The sequence below is a fragment of the Quisquiliibacterium transsilvanicum genome, assembly GCF_014202215.1.
GTDB classification, from domain to species: domain Bacteria; phylum Pseudomonadota; class Gammaproteobacteria; order Burkholderiales; family Burkholderiaceae_E; genus Quisquiliibacterium; species Quisquiliibacterium transsilvanicum.
In genome coordinates, this window is sequence record NZ_JACHGB010000002.1 from 339,645 (window position 1) to 353,001 (window position 13,357).

Below are 13,357 nucleotides of genomic sequence, written 5' to 3' on the forward strand. Positions count from 1 at the left end.
ATGAGCCATCCGAAGCTGCTGGTCACCCGCAGGGTCTTCCCGGAAGTCCTCGAACTGCTGCGCGAGCGCTTCGAGGTCGACGCCAACCCGGCCGACGAGCCCTGGCCCGCCGCGGCGCTGCGCGAGCGGGTGCGCGACCGCGATGCACTCTACGTCACCGGCTCCGACCGCGTCGATGCCGCGCTGCTCGAGGCCGCCCCGGCGCTGCGCATCGTTGCCTCCGGTTCGGTGGGCTACAACCACGTCGACCTGGCTGCCTGCGGCGCGCGCGGAATCGTCGTCACCAACACGCCGGGCGTGCTGGACGAGGCCACCGCCGACATGGCCTGGGCGCTGCTGATGGCGGCCGCGCGCAGGCTGTCGGAGTCCGAGCGCTGGCTGCGCGCCGGGCACTGGAAGGCCTGGGCCTGGGACCAGTTCCTTGGCCAGGACGTCCACGGCGCCACGCTTGGCATCGTCGGCATGGGGCGCATCGGCTCGGCGATCGCGCGGCGCGCGCGCGGCTTCGACATGCGGCTGCTCTACTGCAACCGCACGCCCGCGCCGAACGCGGCCGAGCTCGGCGCGCAGCGCCGCGGGCTCGATGCGCTGCTGCGCGAGTCCGACCACGTGGTGCTGGTGGTGCCTTATTCGCAGCAGACCCATCACCTGATCGGCGCGCGCGAGCTCGGCTGGATGAAGCCGGGCGCCACGCTGGTCAACATCGCCCGCGGCGGCATCGTCGACGATGCCGCGCTCGTGCGTGCGCTGCGCGCGGGCCGGCCCGGCGCCGCCGGCCTCGACGTCTACGAGAACGAGCCCGCCCTGGATCCTGCGCTGCTCGAGGTGCCCAACGTGGTGCTCGCGCCGCACCTGGGCAGCGCCACCCGCAGCTCGCGGCTGGGCATGGCGATGCTCGCCGCGCGCAACCTCATGTCCTGGGCCGAGGGCGCGGGGCCGCTCACGCCCGTGCCCTTGCCCGATTGAACGCCCCGGAGGCCACCGAGATGTCCGAGATCCACCTGCACAGGAAGCACACGATCGGCCTGAAGAAGGCCAAGGTCGCCGCCCAGAAGGTCGCTGACGACCTCGCCCAGGAGTACGGGATGGAGAGCGAATGGGACGGCAACGTGCTGCGCTTCTCGCGCAGCGGCGTCGAGGGCTCGCTCGAGGTGGCCAAGGACTCGGTCGCGCTGGACGCGAAGCTGGGCTTCCTGCTGTCTGCGTTCCGGCACCGGATTGAAGATCACGTCAACGAGAACTTCGACCGATATTTCGTCTGAGGCCGGGCGCCGCCGGCGCGGTGCGGCGCGGGCCGGCGGGCGGGCGGCGGCGGGCAGCTCGCGGCGGCGCCAGCCCGGCAGCGCGCCGCTCCGCCCGCGCCCGGGATCAGCCTTTCAGGTCCTCGACCAGATCGATGTACCGCTGCATCGCGTCCTCGGCCGACACGCCCTTCAGCTCGCTCCAGGCATCCCACTTGAAGCGGCCGACCATGTCGGTCATCCCCGGGCGCTTGCCGTCGACGTCACCCTCGGTGGCCTGCTTGTAGAGCGAATAGAGCTTCAGCATCGTGGCGTTGTCCGGCCGCTCGTCGAGCTGCTTGGAGGCGGCAACCGCTTCCTCGAAGGTCTGCTTCAGGTCTGCCATCGTGGTTTCTCCTGCCGGCGCGTGCCGTTCGGTGGGGGTCGTCGGTATTATAGGTAGGCTGCGGGACACCCGCCGGGAGAGAACAGATGGCTCGTGAGCGGATGTCGGGGGTCGACCATGCCTGGCTGCGGATGGACAGTCCGCGCAACCTGATGATGATCGTGGGCGTGTGGGTCCTGGCGCAGCCGTTGGGCGAGGACGAGTTCGGCCAGCGCCTGCGTGAACGGCTGCTGCAGTTCGACCGTTTCCGCCAGAAGGTCCAGCCGGAAGCCACCGGCGCCTGGTGGGTCGACGACGACGACTTCCGCCTCGATCGGCATCTTCGCAGTGCGCGCCTGCCCGCGCCCGGCGGCGAGCACGAGTTGCGCGCGCTGGTGGGGCGGCTGGCTTCGCGCCCGCTGGACGCCCGTCATCCGCTGTGGCAGTTCCACCTGGTCGAGGGCTATGCGGGCGGCACCGCGCTTGTCCTGCGCATCCACCACTGCATCGCCGACGGAGTCGCGCTGGTCCGGGTGGCGCTTTCGCTCACCGACGACGAGTCCGAACCGGTCTCCGACCCGCTCGCCACCGCCGCGCATCCTGCGCATGCCGCGCATGCCGCGCATGCCGCGCATGCCGCCGTGCTGCCGGACGGCGAAACGGATCGGCAGGAGAGCGCCGGCGCTCCCGACGACACCGAGGATCCCGAGCACGAGGACCTGCACGTCGTCGAGAACCTGCTCGGTCCGCTGGCCCGGGGCGCGGTCCGCGCGGCGCGGGCGGCCGGCGCCGCGCTGGGCGCGTCGGCCGAACTGGTCGGCGACGAAGACGCCCGCAAGGGACTGCTCGCCGCGCTGCCGAAGGCGGCCGGCGACGCGATGAAGATCGCATTGATGACCGAGGATTCGCACACCGCGCTCAAAGGCCGGCCGGGCGGGCGCAAGCGGGTGGCCTGGAATACGCCGCTGCCGCTGCCGGAGGTCAAGGCGGTCTGCAAGGTGCTCGGCGTGTCGGTCAACGACGTTCTGCTGTCCTGCGTGGCCGGCGCGCTGCAGCGCTACCTGGAGTCGCAGGGCGAGCGCACGCAGGGCGAAGAGTTGCGGGCGACGGTGCCGGTGAACCTGCGCCCGCTCGACGAGCCGCTGTCGCTGGGCAATCGCTTCGGGCTGGTGCCGCTGATCCTGCCGGTGGGAATCGCCAATCCGATCGAGCGGCTCTACGAGGTGCGCCGGCGGATGAACGAGCTCAAGGGCGGCTACCAGGGGCCGATCACCTTCGGGGTGCTGGCCGCGCTCGGCGCCGCCCCGCGGCCCGCGCAGAAGCTGGTGCTGGATTACCTGGCCAGCAAGGCCACCGCGGTGATGACCAACGTGCCCGGCCCCCGCATGCCGATCGGCATCCTGGGCCGCCGCATCGAAAGGATGATGTTCTGGGTGCCGCAGTCCGGCGACATCGGTCTCGGGGTGTCGATCCTGTCCTACGGACCCGGCGTGGAGTTCGGGGTCATCGCCGACACCCGAATCTGCCCGGACCCGCAACTCATCATCGACGAATTCCAGCCGGAGTTCGAGCGCCTGCTGCTCACGCTGTCGATGCTGCCGCGCGAACTGGTGCAGGCCGGGCTGCTGGATCCGGCCGAGGTCGAGCGTCGCCTGTTCGGCGCGGGCTCACGCCGTGCGCCCGCCCGGCGGCGTCAGGCCCGGAGCGCTCCGGCATGAGAGAGCTCTGGCTATTCCTGCACATCGTTGCCGTCGTCGTCTGGGTCGGCGGGATGGCCTTCGCGCACCTGTGCATGCGCCCGTCCGCGCTGGCGCTGCCGCCGCCGCAGCGGCTGCCGCTGCTGGCGGGCGCGCTGGGCAGGTTCTTCGCCCAGGTGTCCGCGGCCCTCGCGGTGCTGTGGGTGAGCGGACTGGCGATGATGCTCGCCACCGGCTTCGCGGCGGCGCCCGCCGCCTGGCACGCGATGATGGGGCTGGGGCTGGCGATGACGCTGGTGTTCCTGGTGATCCGCCTGCGGTACTGGCCCAGGCTGCGCGACGGCGTCGCGCGCGCCGACTGGCCGGCAGCCGCCGGCGCGCTCAACGGCATCCGGCGGCTGGTGGTGCTGAACCTCGCGCTCGGTGTGCTCACGATCGCGGTCGCCACGCTCGGCCGGCTGGCCTGAGCCGAATCTCAGTCGTCGGCCAGCTCGCTGCGCGCCAGCTCGACGTCCAGCCGCTCCATCGCGTCCGCCGGCTCGCACTCGGCCGCTTCCGCGTACAGGGCTTCGGCCTGCTTGAGCCCCTTTTTTCCCTCCAGCATGACCAGCCCGTTCGCGTATTCGACGCGGGCGATGGCCGAGTCCGGATTCAGTTCGAGCGCCTTGCGGAAGTGCGTCAGCGCGGCGTCGCGCTTCGCGCCGTAGGTGACGCCGCCGATCATCGAGCCCACCTTGTCGATGATCTCGGCGTGCCAGGAGCCGAAGGCGATGTGCGCGTCCGCGTGCTTCGGCTGCAGCTTCAGCGTGGTCTCGAGCGCTGCCTTGACCTTGCCGCCGAGCCCCTGGGCGAGCGCCTTGGCGATCGAGATTCCCTGGCTGTAGCGGCCGGCGGCGAACGCGTAGAGGTAGAAGGCGTTCGCATTGGCGGGTTCGGCCGCCTGCAGTTCCTCGGCGCGGGCGGCGGCTTCCTCGAGCAGCGCGAGCTTGCGCTTCTCGGCGGTCTCCAGGTAGGTGGCGTAGACGGCGGCGGCCTTGTTCGCCGCGTTCCAGCCCGCGTGGCCCGCCGCGGTGCCGGCCTCGATTGCGCGGCCGAAGTCCCCGGCGTGATACGCGATCCAGGCGTCGATCGCGCCGGCGTCCTTGGGGAAGGGCTCGCAGTCGCCGCGGTGCAGCCGCGCCCAGCTTTTCTTCAGGGAGGCCTGGGTATGAAGGTAGGCCTTGTCGGGGTGCGGGAACGCGATCCACTTCGCCATTGCAGTCTCCTGGGTGGGCTCAGGCCCTGAGGTATTCGTTGGCCAGCCGGTTGAACAGCGCGCGCCCGTCCTCGCTCAGATAGGGCGCGAGCAGCACCAGCACCTGGTAGGCGCCGCGCGCCATCGCGGCGTTCTGGTAGTCCGGGTCGTTGAAGCGGCGGGCGTTGCCGACGTATTCATAGGACAGCCACCAGGTGGCCACCACCACCATGTTGGTCGCCAGGGCCTCGACTTCGCGCGGGCCGGCCTGCAGCTGTCTGGCTTCGGCCAGCGCGCTGCACAAGCGGTGCGCCGCACGGGTCTTGCGTTCGAGGATGGTCTTGAAATGGGTCTCGAGCCTGCGGTTGCGCGACAGCAGGTCGTTGAGGTCGCGGTACAGGAAGCGGTAGCGCCAGATCGACTCGAACAGCAGGTGCAGGAACAGCCATGCGTCCTCGAAGCCGATGTCCGCTCGTGCGGGCGTGTCCAGCAGCTCGTCGATCTCGCGCTCGAACTGCTCGAACAGCGCGTTGATGATGTCGTCCTTGTTCCGGAAGTGGTAGTAGAGATTTCCGGGACTGATGTTCATCTCGTCCGAGATCGCGCTCGTGGTGACGTTGGGCTCGCCCAGGTCGTTGAACAGGCGCAATGCCAGGCTGAGGATGCGTTCGCGGGTGCGGCGCGGCGGTTTGCGCTCCATGGATCGGTCGTCGCTGGCGTGGGCAGTCGGAACGGATCCAGTGTAGCGCGGGGCCGCGTGTTGCGGCCCTCCCGCAGCGCGCGGCCGCGTGTTGCGGCCCGCCCGCGTGACTCAGGCGGCGCCGGAGACCTTCAGCGCGCGTTCCAGGTCGTCCAGCGCATGGCGCAGCCGCAGCGTGCTGTCCTCGAGCCCGCGGGGGCGCCGAGGTAACGGCACAGGCGTGGTGCGCACCAGCGTGAGCGTCCTGTCCTGCAGCACACCCCGGCTCAGCCGCAGGCCGAAGGGCTCGAGGCGGGCTGCGTATTCCTCGTGGCGCGCCAGCAGGTCGGCACGGGTGTGCTGGTAGGCCTGCTCGCAGACGCGCCGCCGGCTGGACACCGTGAAGATGCTGGTGAAGAAGGTCGCTGCGTCGTCGCCGCGCGGCTCGAACAGAAGGATCTTCGCGTCCGGGTGGGTGATCGAGTACTTCTGCAGCCCCACCCCCATCCGCGAGCGGATCGCGGTGCGCAGCGACTGAGAGAGGATGACGGGCAGCCCTGCGTGGGCGATCACGCCCGCGCCGCGGCCGGCAGGCGCGACGTAGGGCACCAGCGGATTCACGCACAGCAGCAGCGAGACGCCCTCGTCGAGCGCCACCGATGCGTGCAGCGTCTTGTTCAGCGCGCCGTCGACGTAGAAGCGGCCGTCGATCTCCACCGGGGGAAACAGGCCGGGCAGGGCGCTCGATGCGAGCACTGCGCGCGAGATCGGCACGTGATCGAAGCCGGGCGCGCCGAACTCCACCGGCTCGCCGGTGTCGATGTCGGCGGCGACGATCCGCAGCGCGCCGCGCAGGCGGCGGAAGTCGTCGGTGCGTCCTTCCTCGCCGAACAGCGCGCGCAGGGTGCGCTCGGCCGGACCGGTGTCCAGGAAGCCGGAGGGCAGCAGCCGGCCGATCCGTTCGATTGCCTGCCAGGCCACCGCCCGCGGGCCGCGCAGACCCTCGCTGATCCCGGCGTCGATCGCCTGGCCGAACGCGCGCGGCGCCGAGCGCAGCGCGCGCAGCCAGAGCCTGGCCGAGGGGCGCAGCATGGTCGCCGGGTCGAGCGCGTCTTCCGCGTCCTCCACGAACATGCGCACCATCTGGTGAGGCGTCTTGCCGTTGGCCAAGCCAGCGGCGATGAACGAGCCCGCGCTCACGCCCACGTAGGCGTCGAGCGCGTTCAGGTCGAGATCGGGGACGGCCTCGGCCAGTGCCGCCAGCACGCCAAGCTCATAGGCCGCGCCCAGGAAGCCGCCGCCGGCGAGGGCCAGCCCGATGCCGCCCGCTCCGCGCCGTGCCCGGCGCGGATTGCCGACGGCCCGGCGGGAACGGATGCCCGGAGCGCTCCGGGCGGCGCGACGTGTGGCCGTCATCGCTCAGCCTCAGCCCGCCGGGGTCTCCGACTCGGCCGCAGCCGGCGCGGCCGACTCGACCTGCGCCTTGCGCGGCGCAGCCTTGCGCGGCGCGGCAGCCTTGCGCACCGCCGGCTTGCGGGCCGGCTTGACGGCAGCCTGCGGGGCAGCCGCCTTGCGGACCGGTTTCACTGCGGTCTTGCGCGCAGGTTTGACCGCTGCCGCGGCAGCCGCTTTGCGGCGCGCCGGAACCTTGCCGCCCATCGCCTGCACGCTCGCGGTCAGCTCGTCCACGCGCTTGGCCAGCGCCTTGATGTCCTTGCCGGTCGGCACGCCGAGCCGGGCCAGCGCGCGCGAGACGCGGTCCTCGAACACCTGCTCGAGGCGGTCCCAGGACTCGCTCGCCTGCCTGCCCACCATGCCGGTCACTTCACTGACCTTGCCGGAAACCTCGTCGATCCGCTCGCCCGCCATCTCGCGGGTGCGCTGCTGGATTCCCTTGCCTTCCTTGACCAGCGCCTCGAACACCTTGGTGCGCTCCCGGCGGGCGGTCGAAAAGGCACCGAGGCCCGCAAGCCAGATCTGGTGGGCGGACTCGCGAATTGCGCGAGCCAGCTGGTTGTCGTCCTTGTCCTTCGCCATCGCCTTCAGTTTCTTGACCATTTTTTTCTCTCCTGTGGATGATGCCGGCCATCCCCCGGCTTCTCGGGATGTCGCCACTCTAGGCGTCTCCCCTAGAGACAGCACACTAAAGCCGGGCCGCGCTTGCCGCGCTGCCGACCGGGTGCAATGATCGTCATCCACGTTCGGAGGATCTCCCATGGCCTACTTCATCACCGGCGCTTCAGGCTTCATTGGCAGGCGGCTCGTCAGGAAGCTGCTCGCGCGCCGAGGCAGCGTCGTCTACTTCCTGGTGCGCGACGCCTCCCCCGAGAAGCTTGCGCCGCTGTACGAGTTCTGGAAGACGACCGCCAAGCGCGCCATCCCCGTACAGGGCGACATCGCCCAGCCCGGCCTGGGCCTGCGCGCGGCCGACCGCAAGGCGCTCAAGGGCGCGGTGAAGCACTTCTTCCATCTCGCCGCCATCTACGACCTGAAGGCGGATGCCGAGTCGCAGGCGCGCGTCAACGTCGAAGGCACCCGCAACGTGGTCGGGCTGGCCAACGAGATCGGCGCCGGCTGCTTCCACCATGTCAGCTCGATCGCAGCGGCGGGGATGTTCGAGGGCATGTTCCGCGAGGACATGTTCGAGGAGGCCGAGGGGCTGGACCACCCGTACTTCTCCACCAAGCACGACTCCGAGAAAGTCGTGCGCACCGAGCTGAAGGTGCCGTTCCGCGTCTACCGTCCGGGCCTGGTGGTCGGCGACTCCCGGACCGGCGAGATGGACAAGATCGACGGCCCCTACTACTTCTTCAAGCTGATCCAGCGGCTGCGCCGGATCCTGCCGCCGTGGATGCCCACCATCGGCATCGAGGGCGGGCGCATCAACATCGTCCCGGTGGATTTCGTGGTCGACGCGATGGACCACATCGCCCACCTGCCGAACCACGACGGCAAGTGCTTCCACCTCGTGGACCCCGAGCCGATGCGCGTGGGCGACGTCTTGAACGCCTTCGCCTCCGCCGCGCATGCGCCCTCGATGTCGCTGCGGGTGAACGCCGCGCTGCTGGGTTTCATCCCGAAGGGCGTCAAGAAAAGCCTGATGGCGCTCACCCCGGTGCGCCGCATCCGCGACGCGGTGATGCGCGATCTCGGCCTGCCCGACGACATCCTCGACTTCGTCAACTACCCCACGCGCTTCGACTGCCGCCAGACGCTGGCAGCGCTCAAGGGCAGCGGCATCGCGTGCCCGCGGCTGCGCGACTACGCCTGGGTGCTGTGGGACTACTGGGAGCGCCACCTGGATCCCGACCTCTTCATCGACCGCACGCTCAAGGGGCAGGTCGGCGGAAAGGTGGTGCTGGTCACCGGCGGCTCCTCGGGGATCGGCCTGGCCGCGGCCCGCAAGATCGCCGAGGCCGGCGCGATCACCATCATCTGCGGGCGTGACCAGGAGAAGCTCGACGAGGCCCGCGCGCTGGTCGAGGCCGATGGCCACCAGCTGGTCACTTTCGCGGTGGACCTCGCCGACATGGCCGACTGCGACCGGATGACGACGTGGCTGGCCGACACCTACGGCGGCGTCGACGTGCTGGTGAACAACGCCGGCCGCTCGATCCGGCGCGGCATCGAGAACAGCTACGACCGCTTCCACGACTTCGAGCGCTGCATGCAGCTCAACTACTACGGCGCGCTGCGCACCACCATGGGCCTGCTGCCTGCCATGGTGGAGAAGCGGCGCGGCCACGTGATCAACATCTCGTCGATCGGCGTGCTGACCAACGCGCCGCGCTTCTCGGCCTACGTCGCTTCCAAGGCCGCGCTGGACGCCTGGACCCGCTGCGCCGCCTCGGAGTACGCGGACCTGGGCGTGAAGTTCACCACCATCAACATGCCGCTGGTGCGCACCCCGATGATCGCGCCAACGAAGCTCTACAACAGCGTGCCGACGCTGGCGCCCGAGGAGGCTGCCGACCTGATCGCCGACGCCATCGTCAACCGGCCGGTGCAGATCGCCACGCGGCTTGGCATTCTCGGCGAGGTGATGCACGCCATGCTGCCGCGGCTGGCGCAGATCGTCATGAACACCTCGTTCCGGATGTTTCCGGACTCCGACGCCGCCCGCCACGGGGAGGGCGGCAAGGCGCCCCAGCTGACGGCCGACCAGGTGGCCTTCCAGCAGCTGATGCGGGGCATCCACTTCTAGTCGGGACGCCGGCCTGCCTTCAGTCGGCCCAGGCGAGCGCCTCGTCCACGGCCGCCCACACGCGCCGGTCGTAGGCGAGCGAGAGGTGGCCGATGCCGGAGAACTCGATGGTCCGCGCGCCCGCCAGCGTCTGGATCGACTGCGGGGCGACGATGTTGTCGTGGTGGCTGAGCAGCACGGTGAAGCGGCTGCGCAGTTCCGCGTCCTCCGATGCGTCGAGCGCCTGCAGCCAGGCGCTGTCCATGCGCATCTGCCGGGTGCCTTCGCCCAGGCCCAGCCGCGCGTGGAAGGTGCCGCGGTGCGGCGTGCCGATGGTGACCACGCGCGCGGCCAGGTCTCCGCCGGTCGAGCGGATCCAGGCGCGCGCCACCAGGCCGCCCATGCTGTGGCCAATCAGCGCGACCCGATGCGCGCCGGTGCGCTCGCGCAGCCGGCGCACCGCCTCGCTCAACTGCGGCACGTAGTCGTCGATCGAGCAGAACGCGGGGTCGAGGTCCAGGGCCTCGACCGCATGGCCCCGCTCCGCCAGCCAGGCCGCGAAGGGGCGCCAGATCTGCCGGTTGCAGAAGTAGCCATGCACCAGCAGCACCGGCACCTCGGATGACGAGGGGCCCGCGCCCGCGAGCGGCGCCGGATGCCGCCAGGGCAGGGCGAACTGGAAGGTGCGGATGGAGTCGGCCACCTCCCTGAAGTAGGTCGACGCCGCGCCGGCCAGGCTCAGGCGCTGCGCCTCGGGCGTGGGGCTGCCCGCGAGCGAGGCGACTCCGAAGTTGAGGCCGACCACGCCCGCGTGGACCAGCAGCGGGGCCGCCAGCCCGGCGGGGACTGCCGCGGCCCAGCTCCAGCCGGCGTCGGCGCCGAGCCAGGTGGCGAGGCCGGCGGCGCAGAGAAGTTCGAGGAGGACGAGGATGCGAAGGATGCGTGCGATCTGCATGCGCCGATGCTACGCCAGCCCGACGGGCGTGCGGCCGGTGAGGCTGGCCGCGAGCTCCGTCGCCAGGCGCGCCACCGTTCCGTAGATCGACAGCTGGGGATTGGCCCCGATCGAGGTCGGGAACAGCGATCCGTCGTGCACCGACACCGCCTCCAGCGCGTGCATCCTGCCGTCCGGGCGAGCGACGCCCCGCCGCTCGTCGGCGGCCATCGTGCAGCCGCCCATCACGTGGGCCGACACCACGCGCGCCAGCAGCGGCTCCATCGGCAGCGCCACGATCGCCTCGCGCGCCGCCTTCCAGCTGTCGTAGCTGCCTGCGCGCTCATGCACCGGCACCACCGAACGCGCGCCGGCAGCGAACTGGATCTCGGCCATCGCGAGCAGCCCGCGGCGCACGCCGTCGAAGATCGTCTCGTCCAGCGGGTAGTCGAGCACCGGGCTGCCGTCGCTGCGCAACTCCACCCGTCCGCCCTTGGACAGCGGATGGAAACCGTCGCGCAGCAGCGCCAGCAGCGCATGGGTGTGGCGGAAGTCGCGCATCTGCAGCGCGTGCTGGCGGCCGAAGCCCTGCATCGTGGTCGAGAACAGCACCGGATGCAGCGGCGGGGCCTCCAGCTTGAAGCCGAGCGGGCCGTCGATCGGCACCGAGTCCAGGAAGTGATCGCTGTACAGCGTCTGCGGCGCGCCGTCGAAGCCGTCGACCTGCTCCTCGTGCAGGGCGGACGAGATCACCGTCGGGTGCAGGAAGGTGCGCGTGCCGATCAGGCCGTGGGGGTCGGGCGCGTCCGAGCGCAGCAGCAGCCCCGGCGTGTTGATCGCGCCGCCGGCCAGCACGTAGTGCCGGGCCCGCACCACCGAGCGCCGGCCGGACGGCTGCAGGCCGGTCGCGTCCAGCCACTCGATTTCCAGGCCCGTGGGGCGCCCGCCCACGAGCAGCAGCCGCTGCGCGCGGGCCCGGGTCAGCAGCCGCGCGCCGAGGTCCAGCGCCGCCGGAATCGTCGTCAGCAGCATCGACTGCTTGGCGTTGGTCGGGCAGCCCATTCCGCAGTAGCCGAGGTTGAAGCAGTTGCGCACGTTGCGCGAGATCGCCGCCACCGGGATTCCCAGCGCATGGGCGCCGATCCGCAGCAGCTCGTTGTTGCGGTTCGGCTCGAAGACCGACGGCGCGATCGACAGCCTGCGCTCGGCCTGCTCGAACCAGGGCGCAAGCGCCTCGGGCGAGAAGCCCTCCAGGCCGAAGCGGCTGCGCCAGAACTCCAGCGTGCGCGCAGGGGTGCGGAAGCTGGAGGTCCAGTTGACCGTGGTGGAGCCGCCCACACAGCGGCCCTGCATCACGTTGATTCCCTTGTCCTTGGTGCGGCGTGAGGCCGACTCCTGGTAGAGCTGCGGATAGGCCTGCGACTCGCGCATGTCGAAGTGCCGCGAGCTGCGCAGCGGGCCTTCCTCGATCAGCAGCACTGAGAGGCCGTTGCGCGCGAGCACCTCGGCAGTGACGCCGCCGCCGGCGCCGGTGCCGACGATCGCCACGTCGCAGTCGAACTCCGCCGGTGGCGGCGCAGGGTCGGCGCCGTCGAGCACCTTCCAGCCGCGGGCCAGGCCGGCGACGATTGGGTCGGGGAAGCTGCTCATGGCGGCGCGGTCCGTCGGTCAGAGGTTCAGGGGGCCGGGATAGCCGATCGACTCCCAGGTCGATTCGTCGGCGTACCAGGCGGCCAGGGTGAGGTCGTGCAGCGCCCCGTAGCCGCTGCGCATCAGCGCGACCGGATGCTGCCGCCAGCGCTCGAGGAAGGCCGCGACCTCGTCCCGGCCGGTCTCGTCCCAGGAACTGCGCACACCCGCCAGCGCGATCCGGCTGGGCGGTATCGCCAGCAGCGCGAAGAGCTGCGCGGCCTCCGCGCGCGCCGCCGGAGGCAGGCCCGCGATGGCGGTGTCGACCCCCTCGGCGCAGCGGGCCACGGCGGCAGCGCGCGCCTGGGGTTCGTCGGGGAGGGCGCCGTCGAGCACCGCCGGAATCACTGCCAGCAGCACCTGGCGCCGGTCGGCGTCGGGGTCCCGGCCGACGAGCACCGCGGTGAACCCGCCCACGGCCAGCAGTGCGCCGCCCAGCAGCCCTGCCTTGAGGAATGTGCGTCGCGTCGTCATCCCGTCGATTCTAGGCGGGGCCCCGTAGAGCGGCCGCTCTAATCGCGCGCCGCCGACGGCTTCTTCCGGGCGGCCGTGCCGGTATCATCGCGCCGCGATGGAACATTCCGAAAGACTCCTGCGCGCCGCCACCGAGGTGGCCTCCCTGCGGGCCGGCATCGCGGCAGATGCCCGCCTGCGCGGCTGGAGCGTCGCGCTCAAGCACTGGCAGTCGGCCCGGCTCGCGGCCACGCATGCCGACCTGCTCGCCGAGCCCCGCCACCGCGAAGCTGCGCGCTTCTTCCTCGAAGACCTTTACGGCGCGAAAGATTTCTCGCAGCGCGACGCGGAGCTCGGCCATGTGGTCCCGGTGCTGGCGCGCACCCTGCCGAACAGCGCGCTGGCCACGCTGGCCGACGCGGTCGAGCTCGATGCCCTCTCCGAGCGGCTCGATGAGGCGATGGCCAGCCTGCTGCGCCGCGCCGACGCGGCCGACATCGATGAGGCGTCCTACGCCCGGGCCTACCGGGACAGCGCCCCGAGGGCCGATCGCGAGCATCAGCTCGACCTGGTGCTGTCGATCGGCCGGTCGCTGGACCGACTGGTACGGATGCCGCTGCTCGGCGGGCTGCTGGGCGCGATGGCGGGGCCGGCCAGGCTCGCGGGCGTCCCGACGATGCACGACTTCCTGGTGCGCGGCTTCCGGGCCTTCAAGGGCATTGGCGGCGCGACCGTCTTCCTCGCCCGCATCGACGCGCGCGAGCGGGTCATCCTGCGGGCGCTGTTCGACGGGCAGGACACCGGCTGGACGGCGCGGGCTTTCGCCTGATATCATCCACGGTTCCCTTGCCGCACTGCGTTCGACGCCGCAGGCGGCCCAAGT

General features: G+C 71.1%; 14 protein-coding genes. 6 read left to right on the top strand and 8 right to left on the bottom strand.

Features of this window, described 5'->3' with window-relative positions; translation table 11 throughout:
• Complete coding sequence (locus tag HNQ70_RS05005; RefSeq protein WP_183964880.1) at positions 1–966, top strand: 2-hydroxyacid dehydrogenase; 966 nt, start codon at positions 1–3, stop codon at positions 964–966.
• A gap of 20 nt (positions 967–986) precedes the next feature.
• Positions 987–1,262: a polyhydroxyalkanoic acid system family protein gene (locus HNQ70_RS05010; RefSeq protein WP_183964882.1), complete on the top strand. Its 276-nt coding sequence runs from the start codon at positions 987–989 to the stop codon at positions 1,260–1,262.
• Between the two features lie 106 nt (positions 1,263–1,368).
• Here HNQ70_RS05010 and HNQ70_RS05015 read toward each other — a convergent pair whose 3' ends face one another.
• On the bottom strand, positions 1,369–1,626 hold the full coding sequence (locus HNQ70_RS05015; RefSeq protein ID WP_183964884.1) for an acyl-CoA-binding protein: 258 nt from the start codon (positions 1,624–1,626) through the stop codon (positions 1,369–1,371).
• Positions 1,627–1,712: 86 nt separating this feature from the next.
• Between HNQ70_RS05015 and HNQ70_RS05020 the strand changes: the two genes are divergently transcribed.
• Both HNQ70_RS05020 and HNQ70_RS05025 read left to right on the top strand, forming a co-directional pair.
• Positions 1,713–3,323, top strand: a complete 1,611-nt coding sequence (locus HNQ70_RS05020; RefSeq protein WP_246434715.1) for a wax ester/triacylglycerol synthase family O-acyltransferase — start codon at positions 1,713–1,715, stop codon at positions 3,321–3,323.
• Entirely contained in the window at positions 3,320–3,769 is a 450-nt protein-coding gene (locus HNQ70_RS05025; protein WP_183964886.1) for a CopD family protein, read from the top strand. Before HNQ70_RS05020 ends, HNQ70_RS05025 begins: the two co-directional genes overlap by 4 nt.
• An 8-nt stretch (positions 3,770–3,777) precedes the next feature.
• Here HNQ70_RS05025 and HNQ70_RS05030 read toward each other — a convergent pair whose 3' ends face one another.
• From HNQ70_RS05030 to HNQ70_RS05045, 4 genes are all read right to left on the bottom strand, one after another.
• A complete protein-coding gene (locus HNQ70_RS05030; protein WP_183964888.1) occupies positions 3,778–4,557 on the bottom strand; it encodes a tetratricopeptide repeat protein in 780 nt (259 codons plus the stop codon).
• Between the two features lie 19 nt (positions 4,558–4,576).
• Positions 4,577–5,236: a TetR/AcrR family transcriptional regulator gene (locus HNQ70_RS05035; protein ID WP_183964890.1), complete on the bottom strand. Its 660-nt coding sequence runs from the start codon at positions 5,234–5,236 to the stop codon at positions 4,577–4,579.
• A 111-nt stretch (positions 5,237–5,347) separates the two neighbouring features.
• The gene (locus tag HNQ70_RS05040) at positions 5,348–6,631 is read right to left on the bottom strand and encodes a patatin-like phospholipase family protein (RefSeq protein WP_183964892.1); all 1,284 of its coding nucleotides are present in this window, start codon (positions 6,629–6,631) and stop codon (positions 5,348–5,350) included.
• 9 nt (positions 6,632–6,640) lie between these two features.
• Positions 6,641–7,273, bottom strand: coding sequence for a phasin family protein (locus tag HNQ70_RS05045; protein ID WP_183964894.1), 633 nt, complete (start codon positions 7,271–7,273; stop codon positions 6,641–6,643).
• A gap of 157 nt (positions 7,274–7,430) precedes the next feature.
• On the opposite strand from HNQ70_RS05045, the gene HNQ70_RS05050 reads away from it, so the two are divergent.
• Positions 7,431–9,419, top strand: coding sequence for an SDR family oxidoreductase (locus HNQ70_RS05050; RefSeq protein ID WP_183964896.1), 1,989 nt, complete (start codon positions 7,431–7,433; stop codon positions 9,417–9,419).
• Between the two features lie 19 nt (positions 9,420–9,438).
• Here HNQ70_RS05050 and HNQ70_RS05055 read toward each other — a convergent pair whose 3' ends face one another.
• The 3 genes from HNQ70_RS05055 to HNQ70_RS05065 are packed head-to-tail and all read right to left on the bottom strand — an operon-like array spanning position 9,439 to position 12,495.
• On the bottom strand, positions 9,439–10,353 hold the full coding sequence (locus HNQ70_RS05055; RefSeq protein WP_183964898.1) for an alpha/beta fold hydrolase: 915 nt from the start codon (positions 10,351–10,353) through the stop codon (positions 9,439–9,441).
• A gap of 9 nt (positions 10,354–10,362) precedes the next feature.
• Positions 10,363–11,982: a GMC family oxidoreductase gene (locus HNQ70_RS05060; RefSeq protein ID WP_183964900.1), complete on the bottom strand. Its 1,620-nt coding sequence runs from the start codon at positions 11,980–11,982 to the stop codon at positions 10,363–10,365.
• Positions 11,983–12,000: 18 nt separating this feature from the next.
• Positions 12,001–12,495, bottom strand: coding sequence for a hypothetical protein (locus HNQ70_RS05065; protein WP_183964902.1), 495 nt, complete (start codon positions 12,493–12,495; stop codon positions 12,001–12,003).
• A 97-nt stretch (positions 12,496–12,592) separates the two neighbouring features.
• Between HNQ70_RS05065 and HNQ70_RS05070 the strand changes: the two genes are divergently transcribed.
• Positions 12,593–13,303, top strand: a complete 711-nt coding sequence (locus tag HNQ70_RS05070) for a DUF8198 family protein (RefSeq protein ID WP_183964904.1) — start codon at positions 12,593–12,595, stop codon at positions 13,301–13,303.
• The last annotated feature ends 54 nt before the right edge of the window (positions 13,304–13,357 follow it).